Origin of the sequence: Pseudomonas retamae (assembly GCF_043496865.1) — a bacterium.
Lineage (GTDB): Bacteria > Pseudomonadota > Gammaproteobacteria > Pseudomonadales > Pseudomonadaceae > Aquipseudomonas > Aquipseudomonas retamae.
Genome location: NZ_JBIEIL010000003.1, coordinates 480621 through 504910 on the forward strand (window position 1 = coordinate 480621; position 24290 = coordinate 504910).

General features: G+C 61.0%; 22 protein-coding genes. 8 read left to right on the top strand and 14 right to left on the bottom strand.

Annotation, left to right across the window (positions count from 1 at the left end; all coding sequences use genetic code 11):
- Positions 1–62: 62 nt before the first annotated feature.
- A complete protein-coding gene (locus ACGSLL_RS07360; protein WP_203419982.1) occupies positions 63–983 on the bottom strand; it encodes a LysR substrate-binding domain-containing protein in 921 nt (306 codons plus the stop codon).
- A 156-nt stretch (positions 984–1139) separates the two neighbouring features.
- Between ACGSLL_RS07360 and ACGSLL_RS07365 the strand changes: the two genes are divergently transcribed.
- Positions 1140–2534, top strand: a complete 1395-nt coding sequence (locus ACGSLL_RS07365; protein ID WP_394504508.1) for a NorM family multidrug efflux MATE transporter — start codon at positions 1140–1142, stop codon at positions 2532–2534.
- Between the two features lie 127 nt (positions 2535–2661).
- On the opposite strand, the gene ACGSLL_RS07370 is transcribed toward ACGSLL_RS07365, so the two are convergent.
- Positions 2662–4335, bottom strand: a complete 1674-nt coding sequence (locus ACGSLL_RS07370; RefSeq protein ID WP_394504510.1) for a putative bifunctional diguanylate cyclase/phosphodiesterase — start codon at positions 4333–4335, stop codon at positions 2662–2664.
- A gap of 271 nt (positions 4336–4606) precedes the next feature.
- Between ACGSLL_RS07370 and rep the strand changes: the two genes are divergently transcribed.
- On the top strand, positions 4607–6616 hold the full coding sequence (rep, locus tag ACGSLL_RS07375) for a DNA helicase Rep (RefSeq protein ID WP_103302574.1): 2010 nt from the start codon (positions 4607–4609) through the stop codon (positions 6614–6616).
- A gap of 57 nt (positions 6617–6673) precedes the next feature.
- On the top strand, positions 6674–7246 hold the full coding sequence (locus ACGSLL_RS07380) for a xanthine phosphoribosyltransferase (RefSeq protein WP_203419986.1): 573 nt from the start codon (positions 6674–6676) through the stop codon (positions 7244–7246).
- Positions 7247–7378: 132 nt separating this feature from the next.
- On the opposite strand, the gene ACGSLL_RS07385 is transcribed toward ACGSLL_RS07380, so the two are convergent.
- The 6 genes from ACGSLL_RS07385 to dadA all read right to left on the bottom strand — a co-directional run bounded on the left by ACGSLL_RS07385 (position 7379) and on the right by dadA (position 13724).
- The gene (locus tag ACGSLL_RS07385; protein ID WP_394504513.1) at positions 7379–9301 is read right to left on the bottom strand and encodes an acetyl-CoA hydrolase/transferase C-terminal domain-containing protein; all 1923 of its coding nucleotides are present in this window, start codon (positions 9299–9301) and stop codon (positions 7379–7381) included.
- A 391-nt stretch (positions 9302–9692) separates the two neighbouring features.
- Entirely contained in the window at positions 9693–10106 is a 414-nt protein-coding gene (locus tag ACGSLL_RS07390; protein ID WP_332764899.1) for a c-type cytochrome, read from the bottom strand.
- A gap of 183 nt (positions 10107–10289) precedes the next feature.
- Positions 10290–10838, bottom strand: a complete 549-nt coding sequence (locus ACGSLL_RS07395; RefSeq protein WP_016772566.1) for a cupin domain-containing protein — start codon at positions 10836–10838, stop codon at positions 10290–10292.
- A gap of 88 nt (positions 10839–10926) precedes the next feature.
- Complete coding sequence (gene alr, locus ACGSLL_RS07400) at positions 10927–12000, bottom strand: alanine racemase (RefSeq protein ID WP_394504516.1); 1074 nt, start codon at positions 11998–12000, stop codon at positions 10927–10929.
- A 94-nt stretch (positions 12001–12094) separates the two neighbouring features.
- Complete coding sequence (locus ACGSLL_RS07405; protein WP_034152045.1) at positions 12095–12448, bottom strand: RidA family protein; 354 nt, start codon at positions 12446–12448, stop codon at positions 12095–12097.
- Positions 12420–13724 carry a D-amino acid dehydrogenase gene (gene dadA, locus ACGSLL_RS07410; protein WP_394504518.1) on the bottom strand — a complete coding sequence of 435 codons (1305 nt, stop codon included), beginning with the start codon at positions 13722–13724 and terminating at the stop codon, positions 12420–12422. The genes ACGSLL_RS07405 and dadA overlap by 29 nt, the downstream gene beginning before the upstream one ends.
- A 154-nt stretch (positions 13725–13878) precedes the next feature.
- On the opposite strand from dadA, the gene ACGSLL_RS07415 reads away from it, so the two are divergent.
- Positions 13879–14367: an Lrp/AsnC ligand binding domain-containing protein gene (locus ACGSLL_RS07415; RefSeq protein ID WP_010465173.1), complete on the top strand. Its 489-nt coding sequence runs from the start codon at positions 13879–13881 to the stop codon at positions 14365–14367.
- 114 nt (positions 14368–14481) lie between these two features.
- On the opposite strand, the gene ACGSLL_RS07420 is transcribed toward ACGSLL_RS07415, so the two are convergent.
- Positions 14482–14835, bottom strand: a complete 354-nt coding sequence (locus ACGSLL_RS07420; RefSeq protein ID WP_090287488.1) for a YkgJ family cysteine cluster protein — start codon at positions 14833–14835, stop codon at positions 14482–14484.
- A gap of 145 nt (positions 14836–14980) precedes the next feature.
- On the opposite strand from ACGSLL_RS07420, the gene ACGSLL_RS07425 reads away from it, so the two are divergent.
- Positions 14981–16291 carry an NAD(P)/FAD-dependent oxidoreductase gene (locus tag ACGSLL_RS07425; RefSeq protein ID WP_394504521.1) on the top strand — a complete coding sequence of 437 codons (1311 nt, stop codon included), beginning with the start codon at positions 14981–14983 and terminating at the stop codon, positions 16289–16291.
- Between the two features lie 136 nt (positions 16292–16427).
- Here ACGSLL_RS07425 and ACGSLL_RS07430 read toward each other — a convergent pair whose 3' ends face one another.
- Positions 16428–16670 carry a DUF1127 domain-containing protein gene (locus ACGSLL_RS07430; RefSeq protein ID WP_394504523.1) on the bottom strand — a complete coding sequence of 81 codons (243 nt, stop codon included), beginning with the start codon at positions 16668–16670 and terminating at the stop codon, positions 16428–16430.
- Between the two features lie 175 nt (positions 16671–16845).
- Between ACGSLL_RS07430 and ACGSLL_RS07435 the strand changes: the two genes are divergently transcribed.
- Both ACGSLL_RS07435 and ACGSLL_RS07440 read left to right on the top strand, forming a co-directional pair.
- On the top strand, positions 16846–18267 hold the full coding sequence (locus ACGSLL_RS07435; RefSeq protein ID WP_394504525.1) for an aminotransferase-like domain-containing protein: 1422 nt from the start codon (positions 16846–16848) through the stop codon (positions 18265–18267).
- Between the two features lie 61 nt (positions 18268–18328).
- Positions 18329–19897: a phospholipase D family protein gene (locus ACGSLL_RS07440; protein WP_394504527.1), complete on the top strand. Its 1569-nt coding sequence runs from the start codon at positions 18329–18331 to the stop codon at positions 19895–19897.
- Between the two features lie 120 nt (positions 19898–20017).
- Here the strand turns inward: ACGSLL_RS07440 and ACGSLL_RS07445 are convergent, their stop codons facing one another.
- Together ACGSLL_RS07445 and ACGSLL_RS07450 are read right to left on the bottom strand one after the other, a co-directional pair.
- Positions 20018–21163, bottom strand: coding sequence for an MFS transporter (locus ACGSLL_RS07445; RefSeq protein WP_394504529.1), 1146 nt, complete (start codon positions 21161–21163; stop codon positions 20018–20020).
- 187 nt (positions 21164–21350) lie between these two features.
- A complete protein-coding gene (locus ACGSLL_RS07450) occupies positions 21351–22844 on the bottom strand; it encodes an aldehyde dehydrogenase (RefSeq protein ID WP_090287506.1) in 1494 nt (497 codons plus the stop codon).
- Positions 22845–23078: 234 nt separating this feature from the next.
- On the opposite strand from ACGSLL_RS07450, the gene ACGSLL_RS07455 reads away from it, so the two are divergent.
- Entirely contained in the window at positions 23079–23441 is a 363-nt protein-coding gene (locus ACGSLL_RS07455; protein ID WP_394504532.1) for a cupin domain-containing protein, read from the top strand.
- Positions 23442–23645: 204 nt separating this feature from the next.
- Here ACGSLL_RS07455 and rpmG read toward each other — a convergent pair whose 3' ends face one another.
- On the bottom strand, positions 23646–23801 hold the full coding sequence (rpmG, locus tag ACGSLL_RS07460; protein WP_003177274.1) for a 50S ribosomal protein L33: 156 nt from the start codon (positions 23799–23801) through the stop codon (positions 23646–23648).
- A gap of 11 nt (positions 23802–23812) precedes the next feature.
- Positions 23813–24046 (bottom strand): 50S ribosomal protein L28, encoded by a 234-nt coding sequence (gene rpmB / locus ACGSLL_RS07465; protein WP_007920377.1) that lies wholly within the window; start codon positions 24044–24046, stop codon positions 23813–23815.
- Positions 24047–24290: the final 244 nt, after the last annotated feature.

Sequence of the window (24290 nt, forward strand, 5' to 3'; positions counted from 1 at the left end):
CGAATACTTGAGCGCGCAACGTGGGTATGGCTTAAGGCCTGCATTGTGGCCGCTCCAACGTTTCAGCTCAAGCGCGCCACAGCTGGCAGTTCCATGGCGCGGACTTCGCCTTGCAGAAAATCGCTGAGGCGGCGCAAACGTTCGCCTCCCGGACGGGTTTTCGGCCACACCAGGTAATAATTCAGGCCACTGGCGACCGCCGTCGGCCACGGCAGGCTCAGGCGCCCCTGGGCGACATCTTCGGCGACCATCAACAGATCCCCCATTGACACGCCGTAGCCGCGCGCCGCTGCAATCATCCCCAGCTCCAGGGTATCGAACACCTGCCCGCCCTTGAGTGACACCTGGTCCGACAACCCCATGCATTCCAGCCAACTGCGCCAGTCGCGACGGTCGGGGGTCGGATGAAGCAATTCGGTACTGGCCAAACGCGCCACGTCCCACGGCTGATCGTTGAGCAGATTGGGCGCCCCGACCGGGATCAGCTCCTCGGCGAATAACAGACTGGCCTCCCAGTCCGGCGGAAAATGGCCGTCGCTCAGCAGCACGGCGCAATCGAACGGTTCGTCATTGAAATCCACCGAATCGATGTCCATCCACGCACTGGTCAGTTGCACTTCGTTGCCTGGTTGCAGATGGCGGAAGCGACTCAGGCGCGCCAGCAGCCAGCGCATGGTCAGGGTCGATGGCGCCTTCATGCGCAGAATGTCGTCCTCGGCGCGCAAGGTATTGCAGGCGCGCTCCAGCGCGGTGAAGCCCTCGCGAATGCCAGGCAATAAAAGCCGTGCGGCTTCGGTCAGTTGCAGATTGCGCCCGCTGCGCTGAAACAACCGGCAGGCGAAGTGCTCTTCGAGGGTGCGGATATGTCGACTCACTGCACTCTGGGTAATCGACAGCTCTTCGGCTGCGCGGGTGAACGAGCTATGCCGCGCCGCCGCTTCGAATGCGCGCAGGGCATACAACGGTGGTAGGCGACGGGACATGCAGATAGCTCCGGTGGCGGGATGCGGCCAACTTAGCAGAATTGGTGCAGGATGAGTTTTAATCATGCCACCCATCCTTTTTATCCCTTTGTGCATTCCAGCTCACACGCCGAGAATCGACGTTCTTCTGTTCCCTCTGAATCGAGTGGTGATGACATGCAGCATCCTGTGCGTAACGAACTCTGGGCCATTTTGCGGCTGGCCGGGCCGCTGATCGCTTCGCAGTTGGCGCACATGCTGATGGTGCTGACTGACACATTGATGATGGCGCGCCTCAGCCCCGAAGCCCTGGCGGGTGGCGGTCTGGGCGCGGCGAGCTACTCGTTCGTATCGATTTTCTGTATCGGGGTCATCGCCGCCGTCGGCACGCTGGTGGCGATCCGTCAGGGTGCCGGCGACATCATCGGTGCGGCGCGCCTGACTCAGGCCGGTTTATGGCTGGCGTGGCTGATGGCGCTGGTCGCCGGGCTGTTGCTGTGGAACCTCAAACCGGTGTTGTTGCTGTTCGGCCAGACTGAAACCAACGTCAATGCCGCCGGGCAATTTCTGATCGCCCTGCCCTTCGCCCTGCCGGGTTATCTGAGCTTCATGGCCTTGCGCGGTTTCACCAGCGCCATCGGGAGGGCGACGCCGGTGATGGTCATCAGCCTTGCCGGCACCGTGGCGAACTTCCTGCTCAATTACGCCTTGATTACCGGCATGTTCGGCCTGCCGCAACTCGGGCTGACCGGTATCGGTCTGGTCACGGCAATCGTTGCCAACTGCATGGCGCTGGCATTGGCCTGGCACATTCGTCGGCATCCGGCGTACGACGCTTACCCGCTGCGTGCCGGGCTGGCGCGGCCCAACCGGCAATACCTGAAGGAATTGTGGCGCCTCGGCCTGCCGATCGGCGGCACCTATGCGGTGGAAGTCGGTTTGTTTGCCTTCGCCGCGCTGTGCATGGGCACCATGGGCAGTACGCAGATGGGGGCGCATCAGATTGCGCTGCAGATCGTTTCGGTGGCGTTCATGGTGCCGGCCGGCATGTCCTACGCCATTACCATGCGCGTCGGTCAGCATTACGGCGCCGGGCAACTGCTCGATGCGCGTATGTCCGGTCGCGTCGGCATCGCCTTCGGTGCGGTGGTGATGCTGGGTTTTGCCTTGGTGTTCTGGCTATTGCCGAACGAACTGGTCGGGTTGTTCCTTGACCATGACGACCCGGCGTTTGCCGAGGTGATCCGCCTCGCGGTAAGCCTGCTGGCCGTGGCGGCCTGGTTCGAGCTGTTCGATGGCACGCAGACAATCGCCATGGGCTGTATTCGCGGGCTCAAGGACGCCAAGACCACGTTTCTGGTCGGGCTCGCTTGCTACTGGTTGATTGGCGCGCCGGCGGCGTGGTGGATGGCGTTTCACCTGGACTGGGGGCCGACCGGGGTCTGGTGGGGACTGGCGCTCGGGTTGGCGTGTGCGGCGGTGAGCCTGACGCTGGCGTTTGAGTGGAAGATGCAGCGGATGATACGGCGCGAGCCGCAATCTCAGGGCTTCAACATTCCTCAGCCTGAATGATATTTACCTCTGTGGGAGCGAGCGTGCTCGCGAATGCGATCGGTCAGTCAAATACCTTTTGCCTGACACACCGCTTTCGCGAGCAGGCTCGCTCCCACAGGGTTAGTGGTTACAACCGGGATCGTGTTTAGCTCACTATTTCGAGAACTGGCTGCTGATTCGATCCAGACACCAGGTACTCCACCAGCTCCGCCAGCGGCAATGGCCGGCTGATCAGGTAACCCTGCACCTGATCACAGCCAAAGCCGCGCAGCAATTGCAGCTGCTCGGTGGTTTCCACGCCTTCGGCCACCACTTCCAGCTGCAGGTTGTGCGCAAGATTAATCATCGCGTGCACCAGTTTGCGGTTCTCTTCACGCTGTTCCATGCCACCGACGAAGCTTTTGTCGATCTTCAGCAAGGTGATCGGCAGGCTGTTGAGGTGCACGAAGGAGGAGAACCCGGTGCCGAAGTCATCCAGTGAAAAGCGTACGCCGAGGCGGCCGAGGGCGTCCATGGTCTGCTTGACCAGATCGCTGCGGCGCATCACTGCGGTTTCGGTCAGTTCGAATTCCAGCCATTGCGCCTCGACCCCACGTTCGAGAATCAGCCGGCTCAAGGTCGGCAGCAACTGGCTGTCCTGAAACTGCCGGAACGACAGGTTGATCGCCATGTGCAGCGCTGGCAGGCCTTGCTCGCGCAGCGCCTGCATGTCACGCAGGGCACGGGAAATCACCCAGTAGCCCAGCGGCACGATCAAACCGCTCTGCTCGGCCAGCGGCACGAACTCGCTCGGCGGCAGCAGGCCGCGTTCGCCGTGACGCCAGCGCACCAGGGCTTCGAGGCCGACGATCTGGCCATCTTCAAGATTCAGCCGAGGCTGGTAATGCAGCTCCAGCTCATCGCGCCGCAGCGCCCGGCGCAGCTCGCTTTCCAGATCGGCCATGCTCCGCGCGTTGCGGTTGATCCGTTCGTTGAAGATATGAAAGGTGCAGCCCTGGGTGCTTTTGGCTTGCTGCATGGCGATGTGCGCATGCCACATCAGCGGGTCGGCACCGGCCTGCGCGCGGGCGTGGGCGATGCCGAGGCTGGAGCCGATCAGCAGGCTTTCGCCATCGACCCAATACGGTTCGGCCAGCGCTTCGGTGATGCGCTCGGCCATCCACTCGGCCCGCTCGGGTGCGCGGCGGGTGTCGATCAGCAAGGCGAATTCATCGCTGCCCAGGCGCGCCAGTTGATCACCGGCCTCAAGCTGGTTTTTCAGCCGTGCGACCACTTGCAGGATCAGCCGGTCGCCAGCCTGATGGCCGAGGGCATCGTTGGCGTGGCGAAAGTTGTCGAGGTCGAGATGCCCGAGGGCCAGTCCACGACCGTCGTTTTCCGCCAGACGCGCCGTCAGCAGGGTCTGGAAACCCTGGCGATTGGCGATACCGGTCAGCGGATCCTGTTCGGCCAGGCGCTGCAAAGTGTTTTCAAGGACGCCGCGCTCGCGCACATGGCGCAGGCAACGGCGCAACATGCCGGCGTCGAGGGCATCGAATGCCAGCCAGTCGCTGACCCCGTCCGGCGCGGTGGCCGGTTCGTGATCGAGCAGCAATACCGTCGGCAGGCTGCAACGGCCCGGGGCCGGTTGCAACGCCGGAATGGTCAACAACACCGCGTGGCGGTTGTCTTCGAACAGGCTGCTGACCGACTCCCAGCTCGGCGCGCTGATCAGCACCGCCGCGCTCCCCATGGGCGCCAGACACTCGCGCAATAACGCTGTCCACGCTGGCTCTTCGGCCAGTAACAGCAAACGCAAGGGCTCGACAGGCGTAGACAAGCTGACTCCCTAGACTCTGCAATGATGTGGGCTGGGCATTATGCCGTTGTGCGTAACATTGACCAATGAACATGACCACCAAAGCCGGACAAAACGTTAACTTTGGTCACAAACGAGAACATTAGCCGCAAAATCACCGCGCATCCTGCGTGAAAGTAACAAAACCGGCAAATCCGCATCGCGTGCTACGTCACAAGTCGGACAGAGCAGCACAATTCGCTGAGCCTGTTAAAATGCCGGCCCATTTCGTCAACGACTCCCGAATTTTCGTATGTCCCGACTCAATCCCCGGCAGCAAGAAGCCGTGAACTACGTCGGCGGCCCTCTATTGGTGCTCGCCGGTGCTGGCTCCGGCAAGACCAGCGTGATCACGCGCAAAATCGCGCATCTGATCCAGAACTGCGGCATCCGCGCCCAGTACATCGTCGCCATGACCTTCACCAACAAGGCCGCGCGCGAAATGAAAGAGCGGGTCGGCACCCTGCTACGTGCCGGCGAAGGCCGCGGCCTGACGGTCTGCACCTTCCACAACCTGGGCCTGAACATCATCCGCAAGGAGCATGCGCGGCTGGGCTACAAACCCGGTTTCTCGATCTTTGACGAGACCGACGTCAAAGCCCTGATGACCGACATCATGCAGAAGGAATACGCAGGCGACGACGGCGTGGACGAGATCAAGAACATGATCGGCGCCTGGAAAAACGACCTGATCCTGCCGCCGCAGGCGCTGGAAAACGCGCGCAATCCCAAGGAACAGACCGCCGCCATCGTCTACACCCACTACCAGCGCACGCTCAAGGCGTTCAACGCGGTGGACTTCGACGACCTGATCCTGCTGCCAGTGAAACTCTTCGAGGAACACGCCGACATCCTCGAAAAGTGGCAGAACAAGGTGCGTTACCTGCTGGTCGACGAATATCAGGACACCAACGCCAGCCAATACCTGCTGGTGAAGATGCTGATCGGCAAGCGCAACCAGTTCACCGTGGTCGGCGACGACGACCAGTCGATCTACGCCTGGCGCGGCGCGCGCCCGGAAAACCTGATGCTGCTCAAGGACGATTACCCGTCGCTGAAAGTGGTGATGCTCGAACAGAACTACCGCTCGACCAGTCGCATCCTGCGCTGCGCCAACGTGCTGATTTCGAACAACCCGCACGAATTCGAGAAACAGCTGTGGAGTGAAATGGGCCACGGCGACGAGATCCGCGTCATTCGCTGCCGCAACGAGGACGCCGAAGCCGAGCGCGTGGCCATGGAAATCCTCAGCCTGCACTTGCGCACCGACCGCCCGTACAGCGATTTCGCGATTCTCTATCGCGGGAACTATCAGGCCAAACTGATCGAATTGAAGCTGCAGCACCATCAGGTGCCGTATCGCCTGAGCGGCGGCAACAGTTTCTTCGGTCGCCAGGAAGTGAAGGACCTGATGGCCTACTTCCGCCTGATCGTCAACCCGGATGACGACAACGCCTTTCTGCGCGTGATCAACGTGCCGCGCCGTGAAATCGGCTCGACCACCCTGGAAAAACTTGGCAATTACGCCACCGAGCGCAAGATCTCGATGTACGCCGCCACCGACGAAATCGGACTCGGCGAGCATCTGGACAGCCGTTTCACCGATCGCCTGGCGCGCTTCAAGCGCTTCATGGACAAGGTCCGCGAGCAATGCGCCGGTGAAGACCCGATCTCGGCGCTGCGCAGCATGGTCATGGACATCGACTACGAGAACTGGCTGCGCACCAACAGCTCCAGCGACAAGGCCGCCGACTACCGCATGAGCAACGTCTGGTTCTTGATCGAGGCGTTGAAAAACACCCTCGAAAAAGACGAAGAAGGCGAAATGACCGTCGAGGATGCGATCGGCAAACTGGTGCTGCGCGACATGCTCGAACGCCAGCAGGAAGAAGAGGACGGCGCCGAAGGCGTGCAGATGATGACCTTGCACGCGTCCAAGGGGCTGGAATTCCCTTACGTGTTCATCATGGGCATGGAAGAGGAAATCCTCCCGCACCGCTCCAGCATCGAAGCCGACACCATCGAAGAGGAACGCCGCCTGGCCTACGTGGGCATCACCCGCGCGCGTCAGACTCTGGCGTTTACTTTCGCCGCCAAGCGCAAGCAGTACGGCGAGATCATCGACTGTGCGCCGAGCCGCTTCCTTGACGAGCTGCCGCCAGACGACCTCGCCTGGGAAGGCAACGACGACACCCCGACCGAAGTCAAAGCCGTGCGCGGCAATAACGCGTTGGCCGACATACGCGCGATGTTAAAGCGCTAGAATTGACCCCTTTTTACTAGACCTTCGGCGCACCAGGCGCCAAATGAGGACAGCTTCATGGAAGCATTGCAGCAGAAAATCCGCGAACAAGGCATTGTGCTTTCCGACCAGGTCCTGAAGGTCGACGCCTTCCTGAACCACCAGATCGACCCGGCCCTGATGAAGCTGATCGGCGACGAATTCGCCGCGCTGTTCAAGGACTCGGGCATCACCAAGATCGTCACCATCGAAGCGTCGGGCATCGCCCCGGCGATCATGACCGGTCTGAACCTCGGCGTGCCGGTGATCTTCGCCCGCAAGCAGCAGTCCCTGACCCTGACTGAAAACCTGCTGTCGGCGACCGTCTACTCGTTCACCAAGAAGACCGAAAGCACCGTGGCGATTTCCCCGCGCCACCTGACCAGCAGCGACCGCGTGCTGATCATCGACGACTTCCTGGCCAACGGTAAGGCGTCGCAGGCGCTGATCTCGATCATCAAACAGGCCGGCGCCACCGTGGCCGGTCTGGGCATCGTCATCGAGAAGTCGTTCCAGGGCGGCCGCGCCGAACTGGATTCGCAGGGTTACCGCGTCGAGTCACTGGCCCGCGTCAAGTCGCTGAAGGATGGCGTTGTAACCTTCATCGAATAAACCAGCAGCACCGCAATATCTCTGTGGGAGCGAGCCTGCTCGCGAATGCTTAGGGTCAGTCGACATCTTGGTTGACTGATACACCGCTTTCGCGAGCAGGCTCGCTCCCACAGTGGGTTTTGCGCTGGGCAGTTATTGCGCGGTGGCTTTGAGGCCGGTAAGCAGCAGGCGTTGGAAAAGCTCTTCTTTCAGGCCTTCGGGGTTTGTGAGCTGCATCCGTTCCAGGTGTTCCGGGAACGACGAAGCCTCCGGCGCATCCAGCGCTGCCTTGCCCAGTTCCAGTATCTCGGTCAGCTTGAACTTGCTCTTCAGCCAGTTCAGCGCACGCAGAAGATCGCGCTCGATCGCAGTGAAATCACAGCCCAGCGGATACTCCGGAAACAGATTCGGATGCCGTGCGGCGATCGCCTGCAAGCGTTGCGGCGTGTTGTCGGCAAAACGCGGATCGATGCGGAAGTCCTTTGGCAGTTTGCCGACCTTCTGTGCCTGTTCGATCAGCCCCGGCTGGAAGCGCGAGTCGCTGATATTGAGCAGCGCCTCGATCACCGCCGCGTCGGGTTTGCCGCGCAGATCGGCGATGCCGTATTCGGTAACGACGATATCGCGTAAATGCCGCGGAATCGTGCAATGACCGTATTCCCAGACGATATTCGAACTGACCTCGCCGCCCGACTCGCGCCAGCTGCGCAGGATCAGAATCGAACGCGCATCATGCAAAGCATGGCCCTGGGCGACGAAGTTGTACTGCCCGCCGACGCCGCTGAGCACACGCCCGTCCTGCAACTGGTCAGCCACCCCGGCGCCGAGCAGGGTCATGGTGAATACCGTGTTGATGAATCGCGCGTCGAGGCGTTGCAAACGCTTGAGCTCTTCCTGCCCGTACAGCTCGTTGATGTAGCTGATACGGGTCATGTTGAATTCGAGCAATTTGCTTTGCGGCAACTCACGCAAGCGCTCATAAAAACTGCCCGGGCCAAGGAAGAAGCCACCATGCACGCAGATGCCGTCGGGCTGCGCCGCCTCGTCTAGGGTACCGGCGTTGGCCTGCTGCTGAGTCGGCACGTCGGGGTAGACCTTGCGCCGGATGATCCCGGCTTCCGCCAGCACCAGCAGGCCGTTGACGAACATTTCACTGCAGCCATACAAACCTTTGGCGAAAGGCGCGGTGCCGCCCTCGCGCTCGATCAGTTGCGCCCACTGGCTCAGATTGACGTCATCGAGCAGCGCCCGATAACCCGCATTGTCGGCCTGACGCGCGAGCAACGCCGCGGTCAGCGCATCGCCCATCGAACCGATGCCGATCTGCAGCGTGCCGCCGTCGCGCACCAGGGTGCTGGCATGTAAACCGATGAAGTGATCCTGGAAACCGACGGGCATGTTGGGCGTCGAGAACAGCGTGCTGCTGTCCTTCTCGTCGATCAGCAGATCAAACGTGTCAATATCGACTTCGGCGTCACCGGGCATGTACGGCAGATCGGTGTGAACCTGGCCGACCAGCACAATCGTCTCTCCGGCTTCGCGGCGTCTGGCGATCATCGGCAACAAGTCGAGGGTAATGTCGGGGTTGCAGCTCAGGCTCAGGCGGTCCGGGTGCTCGCTGCTGCTGGCGAGCAACTGCGCCACCAGGTTCAGGCCGGCGGCGTTGATGTCGCGGGCGGCGTGGCTGTAGTTGCTGCTGACGTAATCCTGCTGGGCCGGGGCGCTGTTGAGCAGACTGCCGGGCTGCATGAAGAACTGTTGCACGCGGATGTTGGCGGGCAGGCTGTCGCGCTGCAGATCGGCGAGAAAATCGAATTCGGGGTAATCGCCGAACACCCGCTCGACGAAGGGTTCGATAAAGCGCTTCTGCAAACCATCACCCAGACTCGGCCGTCCCAGACACAGCGCCGTGTAGATCGTCAGCTGGCGCTCGGGCAGGTCTTTGATCCGCCGGTACAGCGCGTTGACGAAGTGGTTGGGCTTGCCCAGCCCCAGCGGCAGGCCCATGTGGATATGCGCCGGCAAGCGTGCGAGCACGTCGTCCACTGCCTGTTCGATCGAACACAACTGCACCATCTGAAGCCTCCCGCCCGTTCCGTTGATAGGGGTAGACCGAGATTGCCTTGAGTTTGCTGCAAAGGACAGCCCAAAGTCCTGGACGATTGTCGGCCACGGGAGTTCTTTATAGCTGGAGATCGCTTGCCCTCACCCTAGCCCTCTCCCGGAGGGAGAGGGGACTGAATGGGGGATATTGGAGAGATACACCGACTTGAAAATGATGTGCTGAATCCATAATCGCTAAGGTCATTCAGGTCGATGTAGAGTGCCAGACACCTCGATCGGCCCCCTCTCCCTCCGGGAGAGGGCTGGGGTGAGGGATCAGGGTTTTGAATTAATCGAAAGAGCAAAAACCACAAGCACAAAAAAACCGTCCGAAGACGGTTTTTTTTGACGAGAGCGCCGCTGATTACAGACCGGACATCTCTTTGATCGCACCCTTGAGCTCATCATCGGTGCAATCGGCGCAGGTGCCTTTTGGCGGCATGGCGTTGATGCCGGTAATCGCTTTGGCGAGGATACCGTCCAGACCACCCTGGTGATCGGCCCGCTCTTTCCAGGCCGCCTTGTCGCCGATCTTCGGCGCGCCCAGCAGGCCGGTGCCGTGACATGCGTTGCAGTGCTTGGCGATCACGTCTTTAGGCGCCTTGGCTCCGCCACCGCCGCCAGCGCTTGCAACCACTTCCATTCCTTTGCATTCCTGCCCCTGAACACACACCTGGCCGACCGGCTCGAGGCGTTTGGCAATGTCGTCGTTAGTCGCAGCTTGAGCGCTGACAGCCCAGAGGGCCAGTACGGTTGCTGGTGCAGCCAGCATTTTCATAATTAGGTTCACGCGTTCACCCTCAATGGTGGCTATTCACGCCTGCGGCCACGGTTCGCAGGCGGGCGCAAGTATAGCGGGTAGCCCGCCACACTGAAACAACCCCATTTTTAAAGGGGTCTTGTTGCGCATCGGTCAAACGGTTCGGGAGCCTTGGCCATCAGGGCCCTGGCGCCTCTTGCTCTAGAAATTCGCCGGTGTGGCTGCGCTGATCAGTCGCGCAGGCACATCGAACGGATTACGGAAACGATGCGGCTTGGTACTTTCAAAATAGTAGCTGTCGCCGGCTTCGAGGATAAAAGTTTCCAGGCCGACCACCAGTTCCAGCCGACCTTCGACCAGAATCCCGGTTTCCTCACCTTCGTGGGTGAGCATTTCTTCGCCGGTATCGGCGCCCGGCGGGTAGATTTCATTGAGGAAGGCGATGGCCCGGCTGGGGTGCGCGCGGCCGACCAGTTTCATGGTCACGGCGCCGTCGGAAATGTCGATCAGCTCGTTGGCCTTGTAGACGATCTGGGTCGGCTGGTCTTGCAGGATCTCTTCGGAAAAGAACTCGACCATGGACATGGGAATGCCGCCGAGCACTTTTCTCAGCGAACTGATCGAAGGGCTCACGCTGTTCTTTTCGATCATCGAAATGGTGCTGTTGGTGACGCCCGCGCGTTTGGCGAGTTCGCGCTGGGAAAGCCCTTTGAGCTTGCGGATCGATTGCAGTCGTTCACCGACGTCCAAGGCGGGAGCCTCCTGATGTTGTAAGAATATTGAGCGTTATCATGGCGACAGCGTTCAGTATTTACAACACTCGGCCCCCGCGCTCGCGTCAAGCCTCGGAATAGAGCCTCGGCACCCGGCGCAGATTGCAGAAGATCTGATAGGGAATGGTATCCGCCCACTGCGCTACGTCGCTGGCGAGGATGTTTTTGCCCCACAGCTCGACGGTCGAACCGAGGCCAGCCTCCGGCACGTCGGTGAGGTCAATGCACAGCATGTCCATCGACACGCGCCCCAACAGACGGCTGCGCTGGCCAGCCACCAGCACCGGCGTGCCAGTCGGCGCCTGACGTGGATAGCCATCGGCATAACCCATGGCGACCACGCCGATGCGCATCGGCTTGTCGGTGATGAACTTTGCGCCGTAACCGATCGGCTCACCGGCCGGCAACTCACGGACACTGATGACTTTCGATTCGAGGGTCATCACCGGTTGCAGGCGTTCTGCGACGGCGTTGGCTTCTTCGAACGGGGTCGCGCCGTAGAGCATGATGCCGGGGCGTACCCAGTCGCTTTGGATTTCTGGCCAACCGAGCACGGCTGGCGAGTTGCGCAGGCTGACTTCCGCCGCCAGGCCCTGACGCGCCGCTTCGAATACCGCTACCTGCTCGCTACTGCTTTGCGCGTGCAGTTCATCGGCACGGGCGAAGTGGCTCATCAACACGATCTTCGCCACTTTGCCGCTGGCCAGCAGGCGCTGATAGGCGGCCGGGTAGTCTTTTGGATGCAGGCCGACACGGTGCATGCCGGAGTCGAGCTTCAGCCACACCGAGATCGGTTTGTTCAACGCCGCCTGCTCGATGGCTTCGAGCTGCCACAGCGAATGCACCACGCACCAGAAATCATGCTCGACGATCAGCGCCAGCTCATCCGCCTCGAAGAAACCTTCCAGCAGCAACACCGGCGCGCGAATACCGGCCGCGCGCAGCTCCAGCGCCTCTTCGATGCACGCCACGGCAAACCCGTCAGCCTCGGCTTCCAGCGCCTGGGCGCAGCGCACCGCGCCATGGCCGTAGGCGTCAGCCTTGATCACCGCGAGCGCTTTGGCGCCGGTGACTTCGCGGGCAATTCGGTAGTTGTGGCGCAGGGCTTGAAGGTCGATCAGGGCACGGGCAGGACGCATGGCGGCGGACTTCTAGGCAGTCATGGAAGAAAAACCGGCGCCGACTGGCGGCGTGAACCGCCAACAGCACCGGGAGAGGGATCCTTGTTACGGCTTACGGCAGCGCAGCGACGATGGAGATCTCGACAAGGATGCTCGGCTTGGCCATTTTCGCTTCGACAGTGGCACGAGCCGGCGCGGCGCCTTTAGGCAGCCACTGGTCCCACACCGAGTTCATCCCGGCAAAGTGCGCCTCGATGTCGTTCAGGTAGATCGTCGCCGAGAGCAGATGCTGTTTGTCAGTCCCGGCCAGGTCGAGCAGACGCTCGATATTGGCCAGTACGTCGCGGGTCTGCTGTTCAATCCCGGCATCGAAGTCGTCGCCGACCTGCCCGGCCAGGTACACCGTACCGTTGTGGCTGACGATCTGACTCATGCGCTCATTGGTGAGCTGGCGCTGGATTGACATGTTTTGCGGACTCCTGGGTCTGGTTGCCGTAACGGGAAATATCGAGGCCTTCGGCACTGATCTGCGGCTTTTTCTTCGCCATCAGATCGGCCAGCAAACGCCCGGAACCGCACGCCATGGTCCAACCCAGGGTGCCGTGACCGGTGTTGAGGAACAGATTCTTGAACGGCGTGGCGCCAACGATCGGCGTGCCGTCCGGCGTGGTCGGGCGCAGACCGGTCCAGAAACTCGCCTCGGCCAGATTGCCGCCCTGAGGATAAAGGTCGTTGACGATCATCTCCAGGGTTTCGCGCCGACGCGGGTTCAGCGAAAGGTCAAAACCGGCAATCTCGGCCATGCCGCCGACGCGGATGCGGTTGTCGAACCGGGTGATTGCGACCTTGTAGGTTTCGTCGAGAATGGTCGACGTCGGCGCCATGTCCGGGTTGGTGATCGGAACGGTCAGTGAATAACCCTTGAGCGGATATACCGGGGCCTTGATGCCCAGCGGCTTGAGCAATTGCGGCGAGTAGCTGCCCAGCGCCAGCACGTAGCGGTCAGCGGTTTCCAGTTTGCCGTCGATCCACACGCCATTGATGCGATCACCGGCGTAATCGAGCTTTTGAATGTCCTGGCCGAAGCGGAATTCCACACCGAGCTTGCGCGCCATGTCGGCGAGACGAGTGGTGAAGATCTGGCAATCGCCGGTCTGGTCGTTCGGCAAGCGCAGGGCGCCGGCGAGAATATCGGTGACGCCGGCCAGCGCCGGTTCGACGCGGGCAATGCCGGCGCGGTCGAGGACTTCGAACGGCACGCCGGAGTCTTTCAGTACGGCGATGTCCTTGGCGGCGTTATCCAGTTGCGCCTGGGTGCGGAACAACTGCGTGGTGCCGAGGCTGCGGCCTTCGTAGGCAATGCCGGTCTCGGCGCGCAGTTCGTCGAGGCAGTCGCGGCTGTACTCGGACAGCCGCACCATGCGCTCCTTGTTCACCGCATAACGGCTGGCGGTGCAGTTGCGCAGCATCTGCGCCATCCACAGGTACTGGTCGATGTCGGCGGTGGCCTTGATTGCCAGCGGTGCGTGGCGTTGCAGCAGCCACTTGATCGCCTTGAGCGGTACGCCCGGCGCGGCCCACGGCGAGGCGTAGCCCGGCGAGACCTGGCCGGCGTTGGCGAAACTGGTCTCCATGGCCGCGGCGGGCTGCCGGTCGACCACCACCACTTCAAACCCGGCACGGGCCAGATAGTAAGCACTGGCGGTACCGATGACGCCGCTACCCAAGACCATGACGCGCATTTTCAATCCCTCATCGCGGCTGTGTGCCGAGCTGTGTTGTTCGAGCAATGATGCGCGCAGTGTAAAAAAGAAATGCCAGTGCTTTTCACTATATAAGCGCCTATATTTGGCGACAATTCTCGGCAAAAACCCTTTTCACGGAGGCGCATCCCCTATGCGGACCAACACCCAGACCAAGCGCGAACTGGACAAGATCGACCGCAACATCCTGCGGATCCTGCAGGCGGACGGGCGCATTTCGTTCACTGAACTCGGGGAAAAGGTCGGCCTCTCCACCACGCCCTGCACCGAGCGCGTGCGGCGTCTGGAGCGCGAAGGAATCATCATGGGCTACAACGCCCGGCTCAATCCGCAGCATTTGAAGGGTAGCCTGCTGGTGTTCGTCGAGATCAGCCTCGACTACAAATCCGGCGACACTTTCGAGGAGTTCCGACGTGCGGTGCTGAAATTGCCCCATGTACTGGAATGTCATCTGGTGTCAGGGGATTTCGACTATCTGGTGAAGGCGCGGATTTCCGAGATGGCCTCGTACCGCAAATTGCTCGGCGACATCCTGCTCAAGCTGCCGCATGTGCGCGAATCGAAGAGCTACATCGTCATGGAAGAAGTCAAAGAGAGCCTGTGCCTGCCGATTCCTGACTGAAATCCGGCGACGCCCCCTTCGCGAGCAGGCTCGCTCCCACATTTGAAATGCGATCCCCTGTGGGAGCGCGCCTGCTCGCGAAGGCCGCGACTCGGTTTCAAGTGAACACGACAGTCAAACCAACACCTGCCGATTCGCCGCCATGTACTCGAAAATCTGCTTCTCCACCCGCGGATGAATCAGCTCCACCGGACGCCGCTCATTCGGGCAGGGTAACGTCTTGGTCGTACCAAACAACCGGCAAATCAGCGGCCGTTCTTCGTACACCGTGCAGCCATTCGGCCCCAGGTGTACGCAGTTCAGCTCTTGCATCGCCGCGTCCTGCTCGGCGCGGGTCTTGCGCGGCAGCCGGGCCATTTCCTCGGGCGACGTGGTCACCGGCCCGCAGCAGTCGTGGCAGCCGGGGACGCATTCGAATGAGGGAATCTGCTGACGCAACGTGCGGATTTTCTGGCTGTTGCAGCTCATCGAAACGGTGACCGTGGGGAAATGGACGGCAATTGTGCCGCAAAAGACTTGAGCCAGACACCGTATGCCGACCAATGTTGCCCGTGTTCAGCCATGCGGCTTATGCTCCGTCAAATTTTCTCGACACCGCCTCAGGATGACGCCCATGACCGCCCGCGCCCCCACTTCCGCGAGCCTACCCCACGCCGCCTCTTACTACGCCGCCAGCAGCCTGCCGCAGCCAGACCATCCGCGGCTGCAAGGTGAAGTGCTGGCCGACGTCTGTGTGGTCGGCGGCGGGTTTTCCGGGTTGAACACCGCGCTTGAGCTGGCTGAACGCGGCTTCAGCGTCGTCCTGCTGGAGGCACACCGGATCGGTTGGGGCGCCAGCGGGCGCAACGGCGGGCAGCTGATTCGCGGCGTTGGTCATGGCCTCGATCAATTTGCCAACGTCGTCGGCACCGACGGCGTGCGGGCGATGAAACTCATGGGCCTGGAAGCGGTGGAAATCGTTCGCCAGCGCGTTGAGCGCTACAAGATCGCTTGCGATTTGACCTGGGGTTACTGCGACCTGGCTAACAAGCCATCTGATCTGCAGGGCTTTGTCGAGGATGCCGAAGAGCTGCGCAGCCTTGGCTATCGCCACGAAACCCGGCTGTTGCAAGCCAATGAGATGCACACCGTGGTCGGCTCCAGACGCTACGTTGGCGGTTTGATCGACATGGGCTCCGGGCATTTGCACCCGCTGAATCTGGCGCTCGGCGAAGCCGCAGCGGCGCAGCAATTGGGGGTGAAGCTGTTCGAGCAATCGGCGGTTATCCGCATCGATTACGGTACCGAAGTGAAGGTGCACACCGCACAAGGTTCGGTACGGGCGAAGACCCTGGTGCTCGGCTGCAATGCCTATCTGAATGATCTGAACCCGCAACTCAGCGGCAAAGTCCTGCCGGCCGGCAGCTATATCATTGCCACCGAACCACTGAGCGAAGAGCAGGCGTACAGCCTGCTGCCGCAGAACATGGCGGTCTGCGACCAGCGTGTCACGGTGGATTACTTCCGGCTCTCGGCTGATCGACGCCTGTTGTTCGGCGGCGCCTGCCATTACTCGGGCCGTGATCCGAAAGACATCGGCGCGTATATGCAGCCGAAGATGCTCAAGGTGTTCCCGCAACTGGCCGGGGTGAAGATCGATTACCAGTGGGGTGGGATGATCGGCATCGGCGCCAACCGCTTGCCGCAGATTGGCCGCCTCACCGATCAACCGAATGTGTATTACGCCCAGGCTTACGCCGGGCACGGAGTGAATGCCACACACTTGGCGGGCAAGCTGCTGGCCGAGGCGATCAGCGGGCAGCAGGGTGGTGGCTTCGATCTGTTTGCCAAAGTGCCGCACATCACCTTTCCCGGCGGCAAGCATTTGCGCTCGCCGTTATTGGCGTTGGGGATGTTGTGGCATCGGCTGAAAGAGCTGGTCTGAATGCCTTAAGAGATCGTTCCCACGCTCTGCGTGGGAATGCATCCAGTGATGCTCTGCGTCACAGCGGACGCGGAGCGTCCGGGGGCGGCGTTCCCACGCAGAGCGTGGGAACGATCTGTGACGGACGATACAGATCTCAGATCCGCCAGAACGGCTTCAACCCCTCTTCCAGTGCCTGCTCACGGGTCAGGCCGATGTCCTTGAGCTGATCGGTCGTCAGCGCCAGCAACGCCTTGCGCGTATGCAGACGATGCCACAACAGACCCCAGCGACTCAGGCCGGAAGGGGCATTGCGCAGTTCATTGCGCGCCCGCTCGTTCAGCCCTACCGCCAGTTCCTGACTGTGTAACGTCAGCCGCACATCGCTCAAGCCGTTCATTTTCGTTGCTCCTGTTTACTTGGGTAGCCAGAGATTCCATGATGCGCGGGCGAGCAAAACCATTACAGACTCAAAGAACCTGTATTAACTCCATACAGATTTGCCGATTTGCCGACTGAATGACTGATTTTTGCCGCATCTGTACTGGTTTTCACCAAGACGCACCGAGGCCACCATGACTCTGTATGTAAATCTCGCCGAATTGCTCGGCACCCGCATCGAACAGGGCTTTTATCGGCCCGGCGACCGCTTGCCTTCGGTGCGCGCCTTGAGCGTCGAGCACGGGGTGAGCCTGAGCACGGTGCAGCAGGCCTATCGCATGCTCGAGGACAGCGGCCTCGCCACGCCGAAACCCAAGTCCGGCTACTTTGTCCCGGTCGGCCGTGAGCTGCCGGAGTTGCCCGCAGTGGGCCGCCCGGCGCAACGGCCGGTGGAGATTTCGCAATGGGATCAGGTGCTGGAGTTGATCCGCGCGGTGCCGCGCAAGGACGTCGTGCAATTGGGGCGCGGCATGCCCGACGTTGGCTCGCCGACGATGAAACCGCTGCTGCGCGGCCTGGCGCGGATCAGTCGCCGGCAGGACATGCCCGGCCTGTATTACGACAACATCCACGGCAACCTCGAACTGCGTGAGCAGATCGCGCGGCTGATGCTCGATTCCGGCTGCCAGTTGAGCGCCAGCGATCTGGTGATCACCACCGGTTGCCACGAGGCGCTGTCCACGAGCATCCATGCGATCTGCGAACCGGGCGACATCGTCGCGGTGGATTCGCCGAGCTTTCACGGCGCCATGCAAACGCTCAAAGGCCTGGGCATGAAGGCGCTGGAAATCCCTACTGACCCGCTCACCGGCATCAGCCTCGACGCCTTGGAACTGGCACTCGAACAATGGCCGATCAAGGCCATACAGCTGACGCCTAACTGCAACAACCCGCTCGGCTACGTCATGCCCGAGTCGCGCAAACGTGCGCTGCTGACGCTGGCCCAGCGCTTCGATGTGGCAATCATCGAAGACGATGTGTACGGCGAGCTGGCGTATTCCTATCCGCGTCCGCGCACGATCAAATCCTTCGACGAAGACGGCCGTGTTCTGCTGTGCAGTTCGTTTTCCAAAACCCTGGCGCCGGGGCTGCGCATTGGTTGGGTCGCACCCGGCCGCTACCTGGAGCGGCTGCTGCACATGAAATACATTAGCACCGGCTCGACTGCGCCACAGCCGCAGATTGCCATCGCCGAATTTCTCAAGGCCGGCCACTTCGAACCGCACTTGCGGCGTATGCGCATGCAATACCAGCGCAATCGCGATGCGATGATCGATTGGGTGACCCGCTATTTTCCCGCCGGCACCCGCGCCAGTCGCCCGCAGGGCAGTTTCATGCTCTGGGTGGAACTGCCGGAAGGTTTCGACACGCTGAAACTGAATCGAGCCCTGCACGATCAAGGCGTACAGATTGCCGTCGGCAGCATCTTTTCCGCCTCGGGCAAATACCGTAATTGCCTGCGGATGAACTACGCTGCCAAACCAACGGCACAGATCGAAGAAGCGGTGCGCCGGGTCGGCGCCGCCGCGATCAAATTGCTTGCCGAGAGCGACTGACCTTTTTCGCGCGCCCGGCGTCCAAAATGCCGACCTTAGCCGCCAACCGGAACGATCCTACGTGAGCCTCAGACAGCCCCTACTCGCTTTGCTGTTACTCGCCTCGTTCCTGAGCGGCTGCGCCAGCCTCGATGTGCCGCGCGAGCCAAGCCAGGCCTTGCCGGCGGCGGACTCCGCTTTTGGTCGTTCGATTCAGGCTCAGGCCGCGCCCTATCAGGGGCAGTCGGGGTTTCGCCTGCTGTCTGACAGCGGCGAGGCGTTTACCGCCCGTGCCGAACTGATTCGCAACGCCCAGGTCAGCCTCGACTTGCAGTACTACATCGTTCACGACGGCATCAGCACCCGCATGCTGGTGGAGGAAGTGCTCAAGGCTGCCGACCGTGGCGTGCGCGTGCGTATTCTGCTCGACGACACCACCAGCGACGGCCTCGATCAGATCATCGCCACCCTGGCGGCGCATCCACAGATTCAGATTCGCTTGTTCAACCCTTTGCATCTGGGCCGCAGTACCGGCGTCACGCGGGCGGCGGGACGGCTGTTCAACCTGTCCGTGCAACACCGGCGCATGCACAACAAGTTATGGCTGGCGGACAACAGCGCGGCGATTGTCGGCGGACGCAATCTGGGCGACGAGTATTTCGATGCCGAGCCCAACCTGAACTTCACTGACATCGACATGCTCAGCATCGGCCCGGTCGCCGAGCAGCTCGGGCACAGTTTCGACCAATACTGGAACAGCGCGCTGAGCAAGCCGATCGAGGAATTTCTTTCCGCCAGACCGAGCGCTGCCGACCTGCAGAACACCCGCACGCGCCTGGAAGAGTCGCTGGAAGAAACCCGCAAACAGAATCACGCGCTGTACCAACAGTTGATGAAGTTCAAGACCGACCCGCGCATGGACATCTGGCGCAAAGAGCTGATCTGGGCGTGGAATCAGGCGTTGTGGGATGCACCGAGCAAGGTGCTGTCCAAGGGCGAGCCTGATCCGCACCTGCTGCTGACCACGCAACTGGCGCCGGAACTGACCGGAGTGAGCAAAGAGCTGATCATGATTTCGGCGTATTTCGTGCCGGGTCAGCCGGGGCTGGTCTACCTGACCGGACGCGCCGACGCCGGGGTTTCGGTGAATTTGCTGACCAATTCGCTGGAAGCCACCGACGTGCCGGCGGTGCATGGCGGTTACGCGCCGTATCGCAAGGCGTTGCTGGAGCACGGGGTGAAACTCTATGAACTGCGGCGCCAGCCTGGGGACAACTACGGCAGTGGCCCGCGGGTGTTCTACAGCAAGTCGTTTCGCGGTTCGGATTCCAGCCTGCACAGCAAGGCGATGATCTTTGATCGACGCAAATCGTTTATCGGCTCGTTCAACTTCGACCCGCGCTCGGTACTGTGGAACACCGAAGTCGGCGTGTTGGTCGACAGCCCGGAACTGGCCGAGCATGTCCGCGCACTGGCATTGCAAGGCATGGCGCCGAACCTGAGCTATCAGGCGAAACTGGAGAACGGCAAGGTCGTCTGGGTCACCGAGGACAACGGCCAGATGCACACGCTGACCAAGGAACCGGGGAGCTGGTGGCGGCGCTTCAACTCATGGTTCAGCACCAACGTTGGCTTGGAGCGGATGTTGTAAGCCCGTGTGTTGATGATCCCTTGTGGGAGCGAGCCTGCTCGCGAAAACGGTTTCCCATCCAGCAAATGAGCTGACTGGCGCACCGCTTTCGCGAGCAGGCTCGCTCCCACAAGAATGCGCTCAGGCTGCTTCCGCCGTTGTGCCAAAGGCGCCTTGGCGCAACAACAAAAGCACCAGGCCAAACGCCCCCACCGCCATCAACAGCGGCAACGCATGCCCATTGATCCATTGACTCCCCGCCCCCGCCGCCAAAGGCCCGACCAGGCAACCAATACCCCAAAGCTGCGCGATGTGCGCATTGGCGCGCACCAGCGCATCGTCGCGATAACGCTCGCCGATCAGAATCAGTGACAGGGTGAACAGCCCGCCGGCACTCGCACCAAACAGCACCCATAACGGCCAGATCAGCAGCGTGTCGAGCAGCAGCGGAATCGCCAGACTCGAGAGCATCAGCACCACCGCGCAGCCAGCAAACAAGGTGCGCCGCGACAGGTAATCGGCCAAGGCGCCAATCGGCAATTGCAGCAGCGCATCGCCGACCACCACGGTGCTGACCATGGCCAAGGCGATTTCTGCGGTGAAACCCTGTTGCAGGCAATACACCGGCAGCAACGTCAGGATCATCGCCTCGAACGCGGCGAACAACGACACCGCCCAGGCAATCGCCGGCAGTTCGCGGGCGAAGCCCCACAGATCGACGAAAGTCACGCTGCTCGCTTCACTGCTTGGCGCGCCGCTGCGCCCCAGCAATAACAATGGCGAAACGGTCAGCAAGCCAACCCCGACCCAGAAACCGTAGTCATGCTCAGTGCCGAGCGCACCCAACAGCAACGGCCCCGAGAGTTGGCTCAGCGCATAACTGCTGCCATACAACGCGACCAGGCGCCCGCGCCACTGCTCGACCACCAGTTGATTGATCCAGCTTTCGCCGAGGATGAACACGATGGTCAGAATCACCCCGATCAGCAGGCGCAGCAGCAGCCAGACCGGATAACTCGGCAGTAACGCCAGCAGGCCGATCGACAAGGCTCCCGCCCACAGGCACAAGCGCATCAGATTCGCCGTGCCGAAATACGCGGCGAGATGGCTGGACACCTTCGCCCCCAGCAGCACGCCGATCGCCGGCATGGCCGCCATCACACCGATGGCGAAAGCACCGTAGCCCCAGCCTTCAAGACGCAGCGATACCAACGGCATGCTCACGCCCAGGGCCAGGCCGACACTCAAGACAGACGCCAACACGGCGAAATACGTCGCCCACCGCATGTTCCACGCTCCTGTGGATATTTTTATGTGCACCACGAAACCATTGTGGGAGCGAGCCTGCTCGCGAATGCGGTTTCACATTCAGCACATTGGCTGACTGATACACCGCTTTCGCGAGCAGGCTCGCTCCCACAAGGGATCTCCGCTTCCTCAGGCCGCCCGGTGTGTCCGGGCTGCCGTTAACGGCTTACAGCTTGATCCAGGTCGCTTTCAGCTCGGTGTATTTGTCGAACGCATGCAGCGACTTGTCGCGGCCGTTGCCCGACTGCTTGAAGCCGCCGAACGGTGCAGTCATGTCGCCGCCGTCGTACTGGTTGACCCACACGCTACCGGCACGCAGAGCCTTGGCGGTCAGATGTGCTTTGGAGATGTCCTGGGTCCACACCGCAGCGGCCAGACCGTATGGCGTGTCGTTGGCGATCTGAATGGCTTCTTCGGCGCTGTCGAAAGCGATGACCGACAGCACCGGGCCAAAGATCTCTTCCTGAGCGATTTTCATCGCATTACTCACGCCGTCGAAAATCGTCGGTTCAACGTACGTGCCGCCGGTCTCCTGCAGAATGCGCTTGCCGCCCGCGACCAGTTTGGCGCCGTCGCTGTGGCCGGATTCGATGTACGACAGCACGGTGTTCATCTGCTGGGTATCGACCAGTGCGCCGACGTTGGTAGCCGGATCCAGCGGATTGCCCGGTTTCCAGGTTTTCAGCGCCTCGATGACCATCGGCAGGAATTTGTCCTTGATCGAGCGCTCGACCAGCAGACGCGAACCGGCGGTGCAGACCTCGCCCTGGTTGAAGGCGATCGCGCTGGCAGCGGATTCGGCAGCGGCTTGCAGATCCGGTGCATCGGCAAACACGATGTTCGGGCTCTTGCCGCCGGCTTCCAGCCAGACACGCTTCATGTTTGATTCGCCGGAGTAGATCATCAGTTGCTTGGCGATCTTGGTCGACCCGGTGAACACCAGCGTGTCGACATCGTTGTGCAGCGCGAGCGCCTTGCCGACGGTGTGGCCATAGCCCGGCAGTACGTTGAGCACGCCTTTGGGAATACCGGCTTCGACGGCCAGCGCGGCGATGCGGATGGCGGTCAGCGGCGATTTTTCCGATGGCTTGAGGATCACCGAGTTACCGGTCGACAGCGCCGGGCCGAGTTTCCAGCACGCCATCATCAGCGGGAAGTTCCACGGCACGATGGCGCCCACCACGCCAACAGGCTCGCGGGTCACCAGTCCCAGTTGATCGTGCGGCGTGGCGGCCACTTCGTCGTAGATCTTGTCGATCGCTTCGCCGCTCCAGCTCAGCGCTTGCGCTGCGCCCGGGACATCGATGTACAGCGAGTCGCTGATCGGTTTGCCCATGTCGAGAGTTTCGAGCAGGGCCAGTTCTTCAGCGTGCTGCTTGAGCAGGCTGGCAAAACGGATCATCGTGGCTTTGCGTTTGCTTGGCGCCAGGCGCGACCACACGCCGGAATTGAACGTGGCGCGAGCATTTTCCACAGCGCGCTGGGCGTCGGCGGCGTCACAGCTGGCGATCTTGCCGAGCAGACGGCCATCGACCGGGCTGATGCATTCGAAGGTTTCGCCAGAAACGGCGTCGGTGTATTCGCCATTGAGGTAGGCGCGGCCTTCGATCTTCAGGTCGCGGGCGCGTTGTTCCCAGTCGGCACGAGTCAGGGTGGTCATTCGGGTGTCCTCCTCTATTGAATACGAACCCCGCAAGCGCTGCGGCGTTCATCAAGAATACTGCCCGGCCAGCCTGCATATCGGCCCAAGGCACCCGCCACCCTAAACCAGCGGCCGGGGTTGTTTCAATATATTTGACATAAGCCGGCCATACGGCCTTGCAGTGTTCAATTTAATAAACATAGACTTTCGCCCATTCCAGTCAACGCGCCGTCATCACGGGAGAAAACAACAATGAACATCCAGAACGTCGTCGACATCAGCCTGACCGGCAGCGAAGCCGAACGCTATCGCCCCGACCCGGCCAAAGTGCTCAAGGGCGACCCGGAACAGGCCGTGTTCCATCAATACGAAAGTCCCTGCGGACAAATGGGCGCGGGCGTCTGGGAAGGTGCGGTGGGTCAGTGGACGGTGAATTACACCGAGCATGAGTATTGCGAGATTCTGCAGGGCGTTTCGGTGCTGCGTGACAGCGATGGCAATGCCAAGACCTTGCGTGTCGGCGATCGTTTTGTGATTCCAGCGGGGTTTCGCGGGACCTGGGAAGTGCTGGAAGCGTGCCGCAAGATCTATGTGATCTTTGAACAGAAGGCTTGAAAATTTTCGTCGGCTGATCCGGCCCTATCGCTGGCAAGCCAGCTCCCACAGTGATTGCCGGCGCTCAGAGATTCTGTGTCATACACAAAACCTGTGGGAGGGCTTGCCAGCGATGAGGCCCGCGCCGGCACTACAAAATTCAAGCGCACAAAAAAGGCCCGAATCGTGAGATACGGGCCTTTTTCGTAAGTCGGGAAAAATCAATTACTTGATTTTGCCTTCCTTGTAGATCACGTGCTTGCGAACAACCGGATCATATTTCTTGATCTCGATTTTGTCCGGGGTAGTACGCTTGTTCTTGTCGGTAGTGTAGAAGTGACCAGTACCGGCGCTCGAGATCAAACGAATCAATTCACGCATGATTAGCTCCCTTAAATCTTGCCATCGCGGCGAAGTTCGGCGAGCACGACAGTGATGCCACGCTTGTCGATGATACGCATGCCTTTGGCAGATACGCGCAGACGCACAAAACGTTTCTCTTCTTCAACCCAGAAGCGGTGATGCTGCAGGTTCGGCAGGAAACGACGACGGGTTTTGTTGTTTGCGTGGGAAATGTTATTCCCAGTCACCGGACCCTTACCGGTAACTTGACATACTCTCGACATGCCTCAGCCCTCTAAAACCACATGCCCAACCCGGCATGGGTTGGCCGCTTAATCTCTCAGTCATTTGGCGCCAGGCGCCGCGTTTCTTTAGAGGTCTTACCGGCTACACCTACAGTGAAGGAACCGGGCCCCTAGAAAAGAGCGCTGCTTTATACCAGAAAGACCGGGGTGCAACAACAATCGGTGTGCAATCAATCGGCAAAAAGGCGTTTTTTCACCCGGCGGACGCCTTGAATAAAGGCTG